Annotated in this window: 16 protein-coding genes; 8 read left to right on the forward strand and 8 right to left on the reverse strand. The window is 72.6% G+C overall.

Annotated elements, in window-relative coordinates:
* Nucleotides 1–246 precede the first annotated feature (246 nt).
* Together AB0F38_RS00665 and AB0F38_RS00670 are read left to right on the forward strand one after the other, a co-directional pair.
* Complete coding sequence (locus AB0F38_RS00665; RefSeq protein WP_361884695.1) at nucleotides 247–1,191, forward strand: hypothetical protein; 945 nt, start codon at nucleotides 247–249, stop codon at nucleotides 1,189–1,191.
* Between the two features lie 211 nt (nucleotides 1,192–1,402).
* Nucleotides 1,403–2,356, forward strand: coding sequence for a Ku protein (locus AB0F38_RS00670; protein WP_361884696.1), 954 nt, complete (start codon nucleotides 1,403–1,405; stop codon nucleotides 2,354–2,356).
* A 6-nt stretch (nucleotides 2,357–2,362) separates the two neighbouring features.
* Here AB0F38_RS00670 and AB0F38_RS00675 read toward each other — a convergent pair whose 3' ends face one another.
* Nucleotides 2,363–3,322, reverse strand: coding sequence for an ATP-dependent DNA ligase (locus AB0F38_RS00675; RefSeq protein WP_361884698.1), 960 nt, complete (start codon nucleotides 3,320–3,322; stop codon nucleotides 2,363–2,365).
* Nucleotides 3,323–3,467: 145 nt separating this feature from the next.
* Here AB0F38_RS00675 and AB0F38_RS00680 point away from each other — a divergent pair, with 145 nt between their 5' ends.
* The 3 genes from AB0F38_RS00680 to AB0F38_RS00690 all read left to right on the forward strand — a co-directional run bounded on the left by AB0F38_RS00680 (nucleotide 3,468) and on the right by AB0F38_RS00690 (nucleotide 6,078).
* Nucleotides 3,468–3,818 carry a YciI family protein gene (locus AB0F38_RS00680; protein WP_361884700.1) on the forward strand — a complete coding sequence of 117 codons (351 nt, stop codon included), beginning with the start codon at nucleotides 3,468–3,470 and terminating at the stop codon, nucleotides 3,816–3,818.
* Between the two features lie 5 nt (nucleotides 3,819–3,823).
* Nucleotides 3,824–5,179: an RNA polymerase sigma factor gene (locus AB0F38_RS00685; RefSeq protein WP_361884702.1), complete on the forward strand. Its 1,356-nt coding sequence runs from the start codon at nucleotides 3,824–3,826 to the stop codon at nucleotides 5,177–5,179.
* Nucleotides 5,180–5,523: 344 nt separating this feature from the next.
* The gene (locus tag AB0F38_RS00690; RefSeq protein WP_361884704.1) at nucleotides 5,524–6,078 is read left to right on the forward strand and encodes a M23 family metallopeptidase; all 555 of its coding nucleotides are present in this window, start codon (nucleotides 5,524–5,526) and stop codon (nucleotides 6,076–6,078) included.
* An 18-nt stretch (nucleotides 6,079–6,096) separates the two neighbouring features.
* On the opposite strand, the gene AB0F38_RS00695 is transcribed toward AB0F38_RS00690, so the two are convergent.
* Nucleotides 6,097–6,252, reverse strand: coding sequence for a hypothetical protein (locus AB0F38_RS00695; RefSeq protein ID WP_361884706.1), 156 nt, complete (start codon nucleotides 6,250–6,252; stop codon nucleotides 6,097–6,099).
* Nucleotides 6,253–6,381: 129 nt separating this feature from the next.
* Nucleotides 6,382–6,825 carry a helix-turn-helix domain-containing protein gene (locus AB0F38_RS00700; protein WP_361884708.1) on the reverse strand — a complete coding sequence of 148 codons (444 nt, stop codon included), beginning with the start codon at nucleotides 6,823–6,825 and terminating at the stop codon, nucleotides 6,382–6,384.
* An 85-nt stretch (nucleotides 6,826–6,910) separates the two neighbouring features.
* Between AB0F38_RS00700 and AB0F38_RS00705 the strand changes: the two genes are divergently transcribed.
* Nucleotides 6,911–7,723 (forward strand): NAD(P)H-binding protein, encoded by an 813-nt coding sequence (locus tag AB0F38_RS00705; RefSeq protein WP_361884710.1) that lies wholly within the window; start codon nucleotides 6,911–6,913, stop codon nucleotides 7,721–7,723.
* Between the two features lie 9 nt (nucleotides 7,724–7,732).
* On the opposite strand, the gene AB0F38_RS00710 is transcribed toward AB0F38_RS00705, so the two are convergent.
* The gene (locus AB0F38_RS00710) at nucleotides 7,733–8,314 is read right to left on the reverse strand and encodes an isochorismatase family protein (protein ID WP_361884712.1); all 582 of its coding nucleotides are present in this window, start codon (nucleotides 8,312–8,314) and stop codon (nucleotides 7,733–7,735) included.
* Nucleotides 8,315–8,434: 120 nt separating this feature from the next.
* Here AB0F38_RS00710 and AB0F38_RS00715 point away from each other — a divergent pair, with 120 nt between their 5' ends.
* Both AB0F38_RS00715 and AB0F38_RS00720 read left to right on the forward strand, forming a co-directional pair.
* Nucleotides 8,435–9,004 (forward strand): PadR family transcriptional regulator, encoded by a 570-nt coding sequence (locus AB0F38_RS00715; RefSeq protein ID WP_361884714.1) that lies wholly within the window; start codon nucleotides 8,435–8,437, stop codon nucleotides 9,002–9,004.
* Nucleotides 8,991–9,812, forward strand: a complete 822-nt coding sequence (locus tag AB0F38_RS00720) for an SGNH/GDSL hydrolase family protein (protein ID WP_361884716.1) — start codon at nucleotides 8,991–8,993, stop codon at nucleotides 9,810–9,812. Before AB0F38_RS00715 ends, AB0F38_RS00720 begins: the two co-directional genes overlap by 14 nt.
* 358 nt (nucleotides 9,813–10,170) lie before the next feature.
* On the opposite strand, the gene AB0F38_RS00725 is transcribed toward AB0F38_RS00720, so the two are convergent.
* From AB0F38_RS00725 to AB0F38_RS00740, 4 genes are all read right to left on the reverse strand, one after another.
* A complete protein-coding gene (locus AB0F38_RS00725) occupies nucleotides 10,171–10,446 on the reverse strand; it encodes a hypothetical protein (protein WP_361884718.1) in 276 nt (91 codons plus the stop codon).
* A 115-nt stretch (nucleotides 10,447–10,561) separates the two neighbouring features.
* Complete coding sequence (locus AB0F38_RS00730; protein WP_361884720.1) at nucleotides 10,562–11,062, reverse strand: GNAT family N-acetyltransferase; 501 nt, start codon at nucleotides 11,060–11,062, stop codon at nucleotides 10,562–10,564.
* Between the two features lie 265 nt (nucleotides 11,063–11,327).
* Entirely contained in the window at nucleotides 11,328–13,037 is a 1,710-nt protein-coding gene (locus AB0F38_RS00735; protein ID WP_361884722.1) for a cellulase family glycosylhydrolase, read from the reverse strand.
* Between the two features lie 200 nt (nucleotides 13,038–13,237).
* On the reverse strand, nucleotides 13,238–13,894 hold the full coding sequence (locus AB0F38_RS00740; protein ID WP_361884724.1) for a hypothetical protein: 657 nt from the start codon (nucleotides 13,892–13,894) through the stop codon (nucleotides 13,238–13,240).
* Between the last annotated feature and the right edge of the window lie 100 nt (nucleotides 13,895–13,994).

Consider the following 13,994-nt stretch of genomic DNA (forward strand, 5'->3'; position numbering starts at 1 on the left):
TCGCAGGTGCATGATTCCTGATGGATGGTGCTCGAAGTTGCTCATTTATAGCTTGTTTAAATCAGCTATGAAAAGAGCAGCCCTCCTCCGGTGGCGACCGGAGCTGTGGCGCGCAGGTGACCCGGGCGGCGCTCTCCGCCGTCTCTCGCGCTCGGGACTGGCCGATTAACTCGCTCTGGCGGCGCGGCCGGTGGACTTGAATGGGGGGCACATCCGGTTCCACCGACGACGTGTGAGGGTTGATCCATGCCGAACGGATTCGTCCGACGCCACCGCTTCGGAGCGGTGCTCGTGATGAGCGGCCTCCTGTCCGCACTGCTCGCCGCCCCCGCGGTGGCGTCGGAGCCGTCCGCCGCACTGCCGGCGGCCGGCTCGGTCGTCGCCTGGGGCGGGAACAACGACTGGAGCGAGGGGACGGTCCCGGCCGAGGCGCAGTCGGGCGTCGACGCGATCGCGGGCGGTTACTACCACGGTCTGGCGCTCAAGGACGGCCGGGTGCTGGGCTGGGGCACGAACTTCGACGGGCAGCTGACGATGCCCGCGGCGACGCAGTCGGGCGTGGACGCGATCGCGGCCGGGAACGACCACAGCCTGGCGCTCAAGGACGGCGAGGTCATCGCCTGGGGCAGCAACGAGTACGGGCAGACGACCGTGCCCGCCGAGGCCCGGTCCGGCGTGGACGCGATCGCGGCCGGCTCCTTGGTCAGCCTGGCCCTGAAGGACGGGAAGGTCATCGCCTGGGGCACCCACACCCCGGCCCAGTCGACCGTTCCCGCCGAAGCCCTGTCGGGCGTCACCGCGGTGGCCGGGGGCGTCTACACCGCGCTCGCCGTGAAGGACGGCCGGGCGATCGCCTGGGGCAGCGACTTCTTCGGTGCGATCACGGTGCCGGCCGAGGCGCAGTCCGGCGTGGACGACGTCGCCGCGGGCATCTTCCACAGCCTGGCGCTCAAGGACGGCAAGGTCATCGCCTGGGGCGACAACCGGCAGGGCCAGACCAACGTGCCGGCGGAGGCCCTGTCAGGGGTGTCGGCGATCTCGGCGGGCGAGTGGTACAGCCTGGCGCTGAAGAACGGCAAGGTCATCGCCTGGGGCAGCGGACGCGCGGCCGGCACCGTCCCCAGCACGGTGCAGTCGGGCGTCATCGGCATCGAGGCAGGCCCGAACACGGCGTACGCGCTGAAGGGCTGACCGCGCCTGCCCGGCGGGCCGCGGCGCACACCGGTGAGGGGCTTCGGTGACGGGCTGCCCGTGATCCACATGCGGTCCCGGGGCTGCGGCGCGAGGATCGGGATTACGGGCGGTGGCCCGGGCGCGCCCTGACCCTCTCGGGTCGGTTCTCCCTTCCGGGCGCCCCGGTCCACCTCCCGGCCAAGCCACCAGGGGGGTCTGGAGGTACTCGATGCCGCGGCCCCTGTGGACCGGAGCGATCAGCTTCGGGCTGGTCACCATCCCGATCAAGGTGGTGTCCGCCACCGAGAACCACTCGATCTCCTTCCACCAGTACCACCTGGAGGACATGGGCCGGATCCGGACCCGCAAGGTCTGCGAGCTCGACGGCGAGGTGCTCTCGCAGGAGGAGATCGGCAAGGGGTACGAGGTCGGCAAGGACCGGACCGTGCCCGTCACGGACGAGGAGCTCGACCGGATGCCGCTGCCGACGGCGAAGGCCATCGAGATCGTCGCGTTCGTCGACGCGGACACGGTCGACCCCGTACGGATCAGCGACAGCTACTACCTCGCGGTCGACGGCCAGGTCGCGGCGAAGCCGTACACCCTGCTGCGCAAGGCGCTGGAGCGCAGCGACAAGGTCGCCGTCGCGAAGTTCGCCTGGCACAACCGGGAGCGGCTCGGCCTGCTGCGGGTACGGGACGACGCGATCGTGCTGCACGCCATGCGGTGGCCGGACGAGATCCGCAGCCCGGACTCCCTGGCCCCCCGGGACGTCGAGCTGGACGAGGACGAGATCGAGCGGGCCGTGCAGCTCACCGCCACCATGACCCTCGACGGCATCTCCGGCTTCCGGGACCGCTACCGGGAGGCCCTGGAGGAGCTGATCGCGGCCAAGTCGCAGGGCAGGGAGCTGCCGGAGCCGCGCGAGGGCGAGGAGCAGGAGACGGGGAAGGTCATGGACCTGATGGCCGCGCTCAACGCCTCGGTGAAGGCGGCGCGCGAGACGCGGGGAGAAGCGACGCAGGACGAGCACGCGACCGTGCACGAGATGAAGTCCGGCACCCGCGAGCGGGCCGCGAAGAAGAGCGCCGGGAAGAAGACGGCCGGGAAGACGGCGAAGGCGACGGGCACGGCCGGGAAGACGGCGAAGAAGACGGCCGCGAGGAAGCGGACCGCGTCCTGAGGCCCGTCAGGCGAGGTCGTCCGGCGCGAGGTCGGGCCGCAGCCGGTGCCAGGAGGGCTGGCGCAGCCTCCCCGCCCTGGTCCGGGTCGCGTACCGCACCTCGCCGACCAGCCGCGGCAGTACCCACCGCGCGCCCGCGACCGGGGGCACCTCGTCGAAGGGGCACGTGTCGATCGCGGCGACCCCGAGCAGCCCGGCGATCCTGGTCCGCTCCGCGTCGCTCCACCCCGTCCCGACGCTGCCCGCGTACCGCAGGCCGCCCTCGTGCCGCTCCCCGACCAGCAGCGCCCCGGGGAGCCCGCCCAGCCGCCCGCGACCCGGCACCCAGCCGCCGACGATCACGTCCATGGTGCGGACATGGCGGATCTTGATCCACGCACGGGAGCGCACCCCCGGCTCGTACGCGGAGGTCAGCCGCTTCGCGATCACGCCCTCCAGTCCGGCCTCCCGGGTCATGTCCAGGGCCTGCGCACCGTGCCCGACGACCGCCGCGGGCGTCGACCAGTGGGTCCCGTCCAGTCCGAGGCCCTCCAGAGCGGCGCGCCGCTCCGTGTACGACAGGGGTACGAGCTCCCTGCCGCGCAGGAACACGGCGTCGAACAGGACGAGATGGGCGGGGACCCGCCGGGCCATGCGCGCCGCCTTCGCCGGCGATCCGGTCAGGCCCATCCGCGACTGCAGCCGCTCGAAGTCGCTGCGCCCCCGGCCGTCCAGCGCGACGATCTCGCCGTCCAGCACGGCGGGTACGCCGGCGAGCACGGCCCCGAGCCCCGCGAGGTCCGGGTAGGCGGGGGTGATGTCGGCCCCTGACCTCGCCAGCAGCTGGAGCGATCCGTCCCCCGGCAGGTAGGCCACGGCCCGCTGACCGTCCTGCTTCACCTCGTACGCCCACCGGTCGTCGGTGGCCGCGGGCGGCAGGTGTCCGGGGGTGGCGAGCATGGGGGCGATCCGGGGCAGAGTGGCCATGGCGGAACCCTCTCAGCAGACCCGTGCGGAGAAGCCGGACAGAGAATCTCCGAAGGGTGTGTCGATACGCGCGTGCCCCGTACGTCGTCATGGTGTACGCGGGAAACGCGTACGGGAGACGACAGAGCCGGACAGGAGCAGGACCATGAAGTACATGCTGTTGATCCACAGCGGAGCGACCGACGAGAACGGCGGCGCGGCCGAATGCACGGTCGAGGACTGGATGATCTACGACAAGGAGGTCAAGGACGCCGGGATCCTGGTCTCCGGGGAGTCGCTCGCCGACCTGGTCACCGCCACGACGGTCCGGGTCGGGCCCGCCGGGGACCGGACCGTCACGGACGGGCCGTTCGCCGAGACCCGTGAGGTCCTGGGCGGCTTCCTCGTCATCGACGTGCCCGATCTCGACGCGGCCCTCGACTGGGCCGCCCGGTGTCCGGGCGCGCGCGGCAGCGGGGCGGTCGTGGTGCGCCCGGTCGCCGACTTCGGGGCCTGACGGTGATGGACGAGGGAGCCGGCGGTGCCGGGAAGCGCGGGCCCGCACCGCCCGCCGTGGCGTCCGTCGCCGCGGTCTTCCGGGAGGAGCACGGCCGGCTGCTGGCTTCCCTCGTCCGCCGTTACGGCGATCTGGACCTGGCCGAGGAGGTCACGTCCGAGGCCATCGAGGCGGCCCTGGTGCACTGGCCGGTCGACGGCGTACCGGCCAGGCCGGGCGCCTGGCTGCTGACGACGGCCCGGCGCAAGGCCGTCGACCGGCTGCGCCGCGACCAGGCGTACGCCGCCCGGCTGGCCGTCCTCCAGGTCGAGGCGGAACGGGCCGGGCCGGCCCCGCCCGCCGATGCGGACGGCGGCCTCCCCGACGAGCGGCTGCAGCTCTTCTTCACCTGTGCCCATCCGGCGCTCGGGGCCGAGGACCGCGGCGCGCTCACCCTGCGCTGCCTCGCCGGCCTGACGACCCCCGAGGTCGCGCGGGCCTTCCTCGTCCCGCCGGCGACGATGGCACAGCGGATCGTGCGGGCCAAGAGGAAGATCCGCGAGGCCCGCATCCCGTTCCGCGTGCCCGGGCCCGACGAGCTGCCGGACCGCCTGCCGGGGGTTCTCCAGGTCCTCTACTCGATCTTCACCGAGGGGTACGCCGCCAGCTCGGGCCCGCACCTGCAGCGGACCGGACCGGCACAGGAGGCCATCCGGCTGGCCCGCATCCTGCGGGCCCTGCTGCCCGCCGAGCGGGAGACGGCCGGGCTGCTCGCCCTGATGCTGCTGGTCCACGCCCGGCGCGAGGCCAGGACCGGACCCGACGGCGCGATCGTGCTGCTCGAGGACCAGGACCGGGGCCGCTGGGACCGCGCGATGATCGAGGAGGGCTCACGGCTGGTGGTCACCGCACTGGAGGGCGGCCCGCCCGGCCCGTACGGGGTGCAGGCCGCGATCGCCGCCCTGCATGACGAGGCGGACTCGCTCGCCACCACCGACTGGCCGCAGATCGTCGCGCTCTACGACGTACTGCGGGCGCTCGCCCCGTCCCCGGTCGTCGCCCTGAACCGGGCGGTGGCCGTCGCGATGCGGGACGGCCCGGAGGCCGGCCTGGCACTCCTCGACGAGCTGGCCGACGAGCCCCGGCTGCGCGCCTACCACCCGTACGCGAGCGCCCGGGCCGACCTGCTGCACCGTCTCGGCCGCCGTTCGGAGGCCGCGGCGGCGTACCGGGAGGCGCTGCGTCTGGCCGGCACCGAACCCGAACGCGCGCACGCGCGGCGGAGACTGGCCGCGTCGGGGCCGGAGCCGGAGCCGGAGCCGGAGCCGGAGCCGGACTCTGAGCCGGAGTCGGGGACGCGGTCGGAGCCCTCCGAGAGCTGACCCGCTCTTCCCACGCTCTCGCGACGGCACTTCTTCCCCCGCGAGGGTTTGCGCGCCTTCCGGCCGAATCTTCCGCCGGATCGGCCGGCCGCTGTGTGCGGGGTGGCTGACGGCTCTCGGCGCCCTGCCTGGACTTTTGTCCTCCGCTTCCCCGTTACACCCCGTCGGCCTGCGCCGATGCGCAGGACCGGCACGTTCGGCGAGTGAGTGGTCGAGACCAATCCGGGGCCTTGCAGGTTCTTCCCGGCGGCCTTGCGTGACAGACCGTCAGGGTCAATTCTGGCCATCCTCCGCCCCGACAGGACGCGGAGTCCGGTTCTGGTGGAACACGAACGGAGACGCAGATGAGCGGACTCAAGTCGGCGCTGCGCCGCACGGTCATAGGGGCCAGTGCGCTGCTGACAGCGGTGGGCATCACGATGGTGGGAGCGTCACCCGCCGCCGCCGCGGACTACTACTACGAGATGCCCTATCCGGCGGGGGAGGCCTACACGGTCACCCAGGGGCCGGAGGGCACGTACTCGCACACGGGCCCGTACAACGAGTACGCCTGGGACTTCGGGCTGCCGGCCTGGTACGAGGTGTCCGCCGCGCAGGGGGGCACCATCCTCTACTCGAACTGGTCGCCGTACTGGCAGAACGGCATCGAGGTGATCATCAGGCACTCGAACGGCCAGTGCACCCACTACGCCCACCTGAACCAGTCGTTCTACGAACCGGGTGACTGGGTCCCGCAGGGCCGGATCGTCGGCTATTCGGGGAGCACGGGCGCCTCCACGGCCCCGCACCTGCACTTCCAGGTGATCAACTGCAGTACCCGCGTGGGGGTGCCCGCCACGCTGCAGGGCTGGACGCCGTGGACCGGGACCCGTCCGGTCAGTGTGAACTACTACGCCTGATCCCGCGGGCCGGACCGCTCACGGGCGTACCGGCTTGCGGGCCAGAAGGCAGGCGCTGCGGCGCTTGACCCGTCCGTCGGGCTCCTGTTCCATCCGCGCGGTGACGATCGGGCCGGAGCTGCGCAGGAGTCCGGCGAGACGGGGCAGCGGCAGGAAGTAGGACCGGTAGGACACCGGGTGACCGAACGACCGGGCCGGGCTCAGGTGTTCGTCGCCGAGGTGGCCGCCGGGCAGGAGATGACCGCCGGGCGCGAGGGTCCGGTAGAACTCGTCGAACGCCAGCGGGAGTTGCTCCGACCGCGGTCAGCGGATTCCGGAGTCGGGGTGTGCGGTGTCATAGGCGTGGCGCGCGTGGGCGATCGGGGCGCGGTGCTCCGCCGACCAGTCCGCGAGGGCCTTGACCAGGTGCGTCAGACTGTGGCCCATCGAGGTGAGTTCGTACTCGACCTGCGGGGGCACCGTCGGGTGGACGGTCCGGTTCACCAGCCCGTCCCGCTCCAGCCGGCGCACGGTGAGGGTCAGCATCCGCTGGGAGATCCCGGGGACCGCGCGCTGCAGCTGACGGAAGCGGCGGACACCCGAGGCGAGTTCGACCACGACCATGACCGACCACTTGTCGCCGATCCGGTCGAGCACGTCGCGGATCCCGCAGTCCTCGTGTTCCTCACCGCACGTGACCACGGGCTCCTGCCCGGGCGCGCCGGTCGCCTCCCCGGGCCCGGTTACCTCCGTGTGCCCCACCGACATGGAAGTGCCTCCTTACGGGAGCGGGTTCGAATCCGCAGGATGGTGCTGGTTACCGAAAAGAACCTACCTGAACGGGGAGACCCTGATGATCCTGGTCACCGGCGCCGCGGGCGCCCTGGGCACGCTGGTCGCCGAGCACCTGGCGGGCCGCGACGACGTCGTTCTCGGGACACGCGATCCGGGGCGGCTGACCGCCTCCTTGCCCGTACGCCGCATCGACTTCGATGATCCGGGCTCCCTCACCGAGGGTTTCGCGGACGTGGACGTCCTGCTGATGATCTCGGCGGGCTACGGCGAGGACGACGCCGTCACGGCCCGGCACGGCGCCGCGATCGACGCGGCGCGCGCGGCCGGGGTGCGTCACCTCGTGTACACCAGCCTGACCGCCGACGGCGACCACCTCCCGTACGCGCTGCCGCACCGCTGGACCGAGCGGCGGCTCCGCGGGAGCGGGCTGAGCTGGACCGTGCTGCGCAACGGTCTCTACGCGGAACTGCTGGCGGTGCTCGCGGCCCCGTCGGCGGACGGACGGATCGCCGCCCCGCTCGGTGAGGGGCGGCTGGCCGCCGTCGCCCGCGCGGACCTGGCCGAGGCGGCGGTGCGTGTGGTGCTGGAGGCACCCGCCCATCGGGGCCGCGTCCACGAACTCGTGGGTGAGGAGACGGTGGGCGGCGCCGACCTCGCCCGGGCGTACGGCCCGCACGTCACGTACGAACCGGGCACGCTCGCGCAGGCCCGCGCGCACCTCGCCGCCTCCGGCGCCGAAGCGTTCCAGGTGCCGATGCTGACCGGCACCTACTCCGCGATCGCCGCCGGATTCATGGCCAGGACCGGTGGTGATCTGCGCGCACTCCTGGGCCGCGCCCCCCGCTCCCCGCTCGCGGCGGCCGTGGCGTAGGTCCGCTTCTCACCCCCGGGCGGCCGGGGCCGTGAACGTGACGTCGGCGGCCCGGACGGTGACGTCGGCGTCCACGCTGAGCGGCCATGCGGCGACCCGGGACACCACGGCGGCCGGGACCGTCTCGCTGATGCCGGGCTCCGCCGGTATGTCGTGCGTCGCGTGGGCGTCGTACGGCAGGACGACCCGGTATCCCAGTGCCAGCGCCGTACGGGCCGTGGCCTGGACGCACATCTCGGACATCAGGCCGCAGACGGCGAGCGACCGCACGCCCGCGCCGGTCAACAGGTCACCCAGCGCCGTCCCTTCGAAGCCGTCGTCGTGCGTCTTGCGGATCACGGTCTCCGTGGGACCGGCCTGGACGGGGTGGTGGAGCTCCCAGCCGGGCGTGTGCGGCGCGTCGCCCGCACCGGCGGGCCCGTCGTTCTGGATGTGGACGACGACCGCCCCGCCCTCGCGGGCCCGCGCGATCAGATCCGTCGTCCTGTCCAGCAGCCGGGCGGCCTCGGGCAGCGCCCCGGCACCGGTGACGGACGCCACCTGGACGTCCACGACGATCAGGGCCTCTACGGGAACTGGGTGGTTTCTCATGCCGCCATCATCGTCGCGGCCCCTCTTTCTCGATACTCAATTATATGAATAGGCAGATTGTTGAGTAGGGTGGAGGTCCCAGTCCCACAGACGGACACGGAGAACGAAGGGGGTGCGGCGATGGCCTTGCGGCATGCCGTGCTGGCGGCGCTGCTGGACGGCGAGTACAGCGGATACCAGCTGGCGAAGGCGTTCGACATCGGCGTCGCGAACTTCTGGCACGCCCTGCCTCAGCAGCTCTACACGGAGCTCGCCAAGCTGGAGAGGGAAGGGCTGGTCGCCGGCCGGCAGGTGATCCAGGAATCCCGGCCCAACAAGCGCCTCTTCAGGGTCACCGACGCCGGTCAGGCCGAACTGGAGCGGTTCGCCGCCGACGTGTCGAAGCCCTCGTTCATCCGCGACGACCTGCTCGTCAAGGTGCAGGCCGCCGACCGCATCGGCACGGCTTCGGTGATCGAGCAGCTTCAGGAGCGGGCCGCCGCGGCCGACGCCAAGATCGAGCTGCTCGGCGAGCTGCTGCTCCGGCTGCGCGGCGACGCGGACGAGGAGGAGTTCCTGCGGACCGGCGAGCGCATCGGCCCCTACCTGACCTGCCTGCGCGGCCTGTCCTTCGAACGGGAGCACCGGCAGTGGTGCCGGCGGATCGCGGCCGTACTGGGAGAGAGACGGAGCAGCCATGCCGAGCGGTGAGTACCTGCGCTACGTCGCCCTGGGCGACAGCCAGACCGAGGGCGTCGGCGACGGGGACGACACCCTCGGCCTGCGCGGCTGGGCCGACCGGTTCGCCGAGCACCTGGATGCCGTCAGCCCCGGTGTGCGGTACGCCAATCTGGCGGTCCGAGGACGGGTCGCCGCCCAGGTCCACGCGGAACAGCTCGCGCCCGCGCTGGCCCTGCGCCCCGACCTGGCCTCCGTCGTCGCCGGGGTCAACGACCTGCTCCGGCCGAAGTTCGACGCGGAGGAGGTGGCCGGACACCTGGAGGAGATGTTCGCCGCGCTCACGGCCGCCGGGGCCCATGTGGTCACCCTGACCTTCCCCGACGTCGGGAAGATCGCGCCCATCGCCCGGCCGGTCCGGTCCCGCGTCTTCGACATCAACGCCCGCATCCGCGCCGCCGCGGCCCGCCACGGCGTCACGGTCGCCGACTTCGCCCCGCTGGCGGTCGCCACCGACCCGCGCCTGTGGAGCGAGGACCGCCTCCACGCCAGCCCCCTGGGCCACGCCCGGATCGCCGCGGCGGCCGCGTACGCCCTCCACCTGCCCGGCAGTGACGAGTCGTGGGCGCTGCCCCTGCCGCCCCAGGCGCACCCGACGGGCCTGCGGGCGGCCGGAGCCGAGGTGCGCTGGGCGGCCGGATTCCTCGGCCCCTGGATCGGCCGCCGGCTGCGCGGCAGGTCCTCGGGTGACGGCCGTAGCGCCAAGCGCCCGGAGCTCCTGCCGCTGAGCGTGACGGCGGTGCCCCCGGCCTCCTCCCCGTCCGCGTCTCCGTCCGCGTAGGGACAGGGCGAGCGGGGCCTGGCGGAGGCGTTCATGTGCAAAGGCGTCGCCCCGTGACGCCTCCCCGGTGCCGGAGGCGCGACCTCCGGCACCCGGCGGGGAGGCCGGGGCGTGCCGCGTGTCGGACGTGGCCGCAATCGGTGCGCGAAGTCAGCGCGCGCCTACGCACCTGAAGATGTGTGAGGCGCGGGGGAGGTCCGGTGTGCCGGAGAGCTTCTCCGGCGGTCCGGCAGAGCCCAGCCGCTGTCTCGCCTGATCGCGGGCCGCGCCCGTGGTCCGCTGTTCCTCACCGGCCGCGAGGCACCGGCCGGGACGCCGATGACGGACGTGTGCCCGGAGACGGGGCGGGCGAGGGTTTCTACTGCGTCACTGCTGCTGTGCGCCGGTTGCCCTCGGCCCGTACCTCCACCAGGGACACCGCGATCGCAGCCAGGAGCAGGGGGAAGGCGACAGCGTTCGCGACCTGGGGGATGTCGGCGGCTCGCAGCAGGCTGGCCGCGACGGACAGCACAAGAAGGCAGAGGGGGAGGAACCTGCGCCACGCGGGCAGGCCGCGCATTCCGGCGACGCGCACCGAGTACCACAATGTGAAGCCGAAGCTGGAGATTCCGATGAGGGCGATGACGAACAGCATGAGTGTCTCCCGTGCGGGTCTGCGGGGGTGAGCAGGCCTTCACCAGTTGTTGAAGGCTGTGAGCGGATGCGGCGCCCCGCAGAGGGATCCGCGGAGCGCCGCGGGCGCCAACCGTTCATACGGCGCGCTCCATGCAGACGAGTCGGTCCCTCTCGTCCCACGGTTCGGTGGCGGCGAAGCCGAGCCGCTCGTACAGGGCGATGGCCCCCGTGCGCCAGTCCCACACCGAGAGCCGAACCCCGCCGACGCCGCTCTCCGCGCAGTGGGTGAGCGCGGCCTCGATCAGACGGGAGGCCACGCTCCGGCCACGGAACGCGGGGTCGGTCCAGAGCCGCTTGATCTCGGACCGTTCCTCGTCGGGCGCGGTCACCACCACGCAGCCCACGGGGGTGCCCCCGCTCGACGCCACGAGCACGACATCGCCGGCGAACGCGGCCCGCGGGTCCAGGACCTCGGCGCGGTAGCGCTCCGGCAGCTCGGCCACGCCGTCGGCGGGCGTACCCTTCTCGGCCTCCGTGGCCAGATGGTAGGCGGCCAGCAGGCCGGCCGGCCCCGCCTCGGCAACCGGCCCCGGGCCGGGCCACGGAACAATGACAACCTCGCGCTGATCAGCCATGACGTCAGGATCACATAGGCGGGCTGTGCGCCGGCACGAGCCCGTGCGGCTGCCCCGTTCGGGCGCCGCTCCTCCGGGAGGGGCCGCTGTGGGACGCACGGCCGTGCAGCCGGCCCGTGCCGCCATGTGCGGGTGACGTCTTGCGGTGGATGCCGGTATCCGGCCCAGGAGGTGGCGGATTCTCGTCGGTCTGCCCGTATTTCGGGGGTGGGCGCGGCCGGCCGACAGGGACGCGTACGCCCTGCCGGCCGGTGTCCGGCCCCGGTCAGGCCGTGGCGCAGGTGGCGCCGCTGAGGGTGAACGCGGTCGGGGCGGTGTTCGTACCGCCGCGCGCCGCGGTGAAGCCGACGGTGACCGAGCCGCCGGCCGCGATGGACGAGGTGTACGAGGCGGGGGTGACGCTCACCGTGCCGCCGCTCTGGGCGGGCGTTCCGCCCCACATGTTGGTGATGGTCTGGCCGTTGGCGAAGGCGAAGCCGAGCGTCCAGCCCTCGATGGCGGCGGTGCCCGTGTTGCGGATGACGATCTCGCCCTGGAAGCCGGCGGACCAGTCGCCGACCACGCGGTAACCGACGGAGCAGCCCACGCCCGGAGTGCCGCCGTCCTCGTCGGTGGTGACGCTCACCGTGGCCGAGCGGGCCGAGCGGTTCCCGGCCGCGTCCCGGGCGTAGACGGCGAAGGTGTACGCCGTGCCGGCGGTCAGGCCGGTCACGGTGGCGCTGTTCGTGGCGGAGGCGGCGACCGTGGTCTCGGTTCCGCCGCTGACGCGGACGACGTCGTATCCGGCGACGGCAACGTTGTCGGAGGCCGCGGTCCAGGTGAGGGCGGCGGAGGTCGCCGTCACCGCGGAGGCGGTCGGCGCACCGGGAGCGGTCGGGGCCTCGGTGTCACCCGGGTCGCCGCCGCCGTAGACCGTGGCCTCCCGGGAGGTCTGGGCGATGCCGTTGACGCCGTGGAAGATGCGCTCGCCCCAGGAGCTGAGGCGGCTCGGGTCGAAGTCGATCGTCAGGTCGAGGACCGGGTCGGTGTTACCGCTCCAGGACCAGGCCAGGTAGCCGAGGTCGAGCTGCTCGGCGACGGCCATCATGGTGTCCTCGTCCGGGTCGCCCCACTGGTCGGCCGGGCCTCCGAACTCACCGATGAGGAGGGGCAGTCCGGCGTCCACGAAACTGTTCAGGTACTCGGTGACCTTCGCGGCGGTGTTGTAGACGCTGTACATGTGGATCGAGAAGATCAGGTTGCCCGTGGTGTCGGCGTCGTAGACGGCCTGGGCGTTGGCGCGCATGACGCCCTGCCAGTCCTGGCCCCAGTTCGGCGCGTCCACCATGATCGTGTGCTCGAACCCCGCGGCCCGCAGCTTCTGGACGGCGGCGGTGGTGGGCGCGGTCCAGCCCGCCGGATCGGTGTTGCCCCAGGGCTCGTTGCCGATGTTGATGACGACGTAGTTCTCTTCGCCGGTGAGTACGTCCCGCAGGCTGATCCAGTAGTCGGCGGCGTGGTCGAGCGTTCCGGCCGCGGCGTCCTCCCCGTAGCCGGTGGTGTCGTGCACCTCCAGGACGCAGATCAGCCGGTTTGCCTTGCACTGGCCGACGATCCCGGCCACCTCCGCGGGACCGTTCCTGGTCCAGCGGTGGCCGTCGGAGAGGACGACGCGGACGGTGTTGGCGCCCGTCGCCTTGATGTCGGCCAGCGACTGCGTCTCGCCCGGGTACCAGGTGTGGGCGTGGTTGACGCCGCGCATGACGAAGTCGTTGCCGTTGCCTTCGAGCAGACGGCCGTCGCTGATGTGGAGACCGGTGGCGGCCGCGGCGCCGGCCGGGCGGTCCTGCTTCGGGGCCTGTTCAGCGGCCCGTTCCCGGGCCTGGGCGGTGGCCGGGCCGAGGGCGCCGAGGGCGACCAGTCCGAGGAGGGTGGCCAGGGCGGCCAGCAGGGCGATGAGGGGGTTGCTTCGTGCCGTACCTCGTGTTGTTCTCACTGCGACTCCAGATGAGTGAGCGCCAAGAAACCTGAGCATCGGAAAGGAAATGAGGGAAGGGGAGCGGGATGGGAGCGCTCCCATAAAGCCATCTCGTCAGGGACAGGTCAAGATGTCGCGCGCACATCGTGTGGAGCACCGCAGGCCCGACGCGAGCGGTGGGCGGCCCCGCACGGGCCGCCCACCGGACCGCGCACAGGTCAGGTGGCCGAGGCGCAGATCGTGTCGTACGGGCGGCCCGGGCTGGGGAACAGGTCGATCGGGTCCTTCGCCTCCGACGGGCATTCCTCGGCCGTCTTGGTCAGGGCGAGGACCTTGTTCACGGCCCCGCTCGCGCCTGCGCAGGCGATCTCCTTCGCCTGGTCGTCCACGCAGTCGCCGACGACCAGCTGGCCGCCGCCCGCGCCGGCGTCGCCGGGATGCTCGCCGGACAGGTTGCGCCCGCAGACGGTCTTGCTGGGAATGCCGCTGGTCGAGGCGTCGCCGCCGCCGAAGGAGATCTTCACCGAGATGATCTCGTCCGTCCCGGCCGGGCACTGGACGGACTGGGCGAACATGGCACCGTCCTGGATCTCCAGCGCCTTGAGCGTCGCCTTGGGGTCGTCGCAGTCGAGGGCCTGGTAGCCGTCCTCGGACTTGCTCGTGTCCGGCCCGGCGCAGTCGCCGACCGCCCATTCCTTGGCTTCCTGGCTGCCGCTGGATGTCGTCTGGCCGCAGGCGGTCGCGGTCCCCAGGACGAGCACGAGGAGCGCCGCCCGCGAGCCGGCCGACAGGGCGGCACGAGCACCGCGCCGCGATGAGTCGCCGATGCTTCCCGGGCCGCTGTTCCGTGGTCGTGTGCTGCCGTGGGCGAACATGCTTCTCCTCGGGTGCGTGACGTGGCCCGCACGGCACTCGGAGTGACTCGCACGGAGGTTCGAGCCTGAGGACGGCGGGAGGGAGCGCGGTGGTTCCCGG

The sequence above is a fragment of the Streptomyces sp. NPDC025273 genome, from assembly GCF_040638585.1.
Classification (GTDB): Bacteria; Actinomycetota; Actinomycetes; order Streptomycetales; family Streptomycetaceae; genus Streptomyces; species Streptomyces cinereorectus.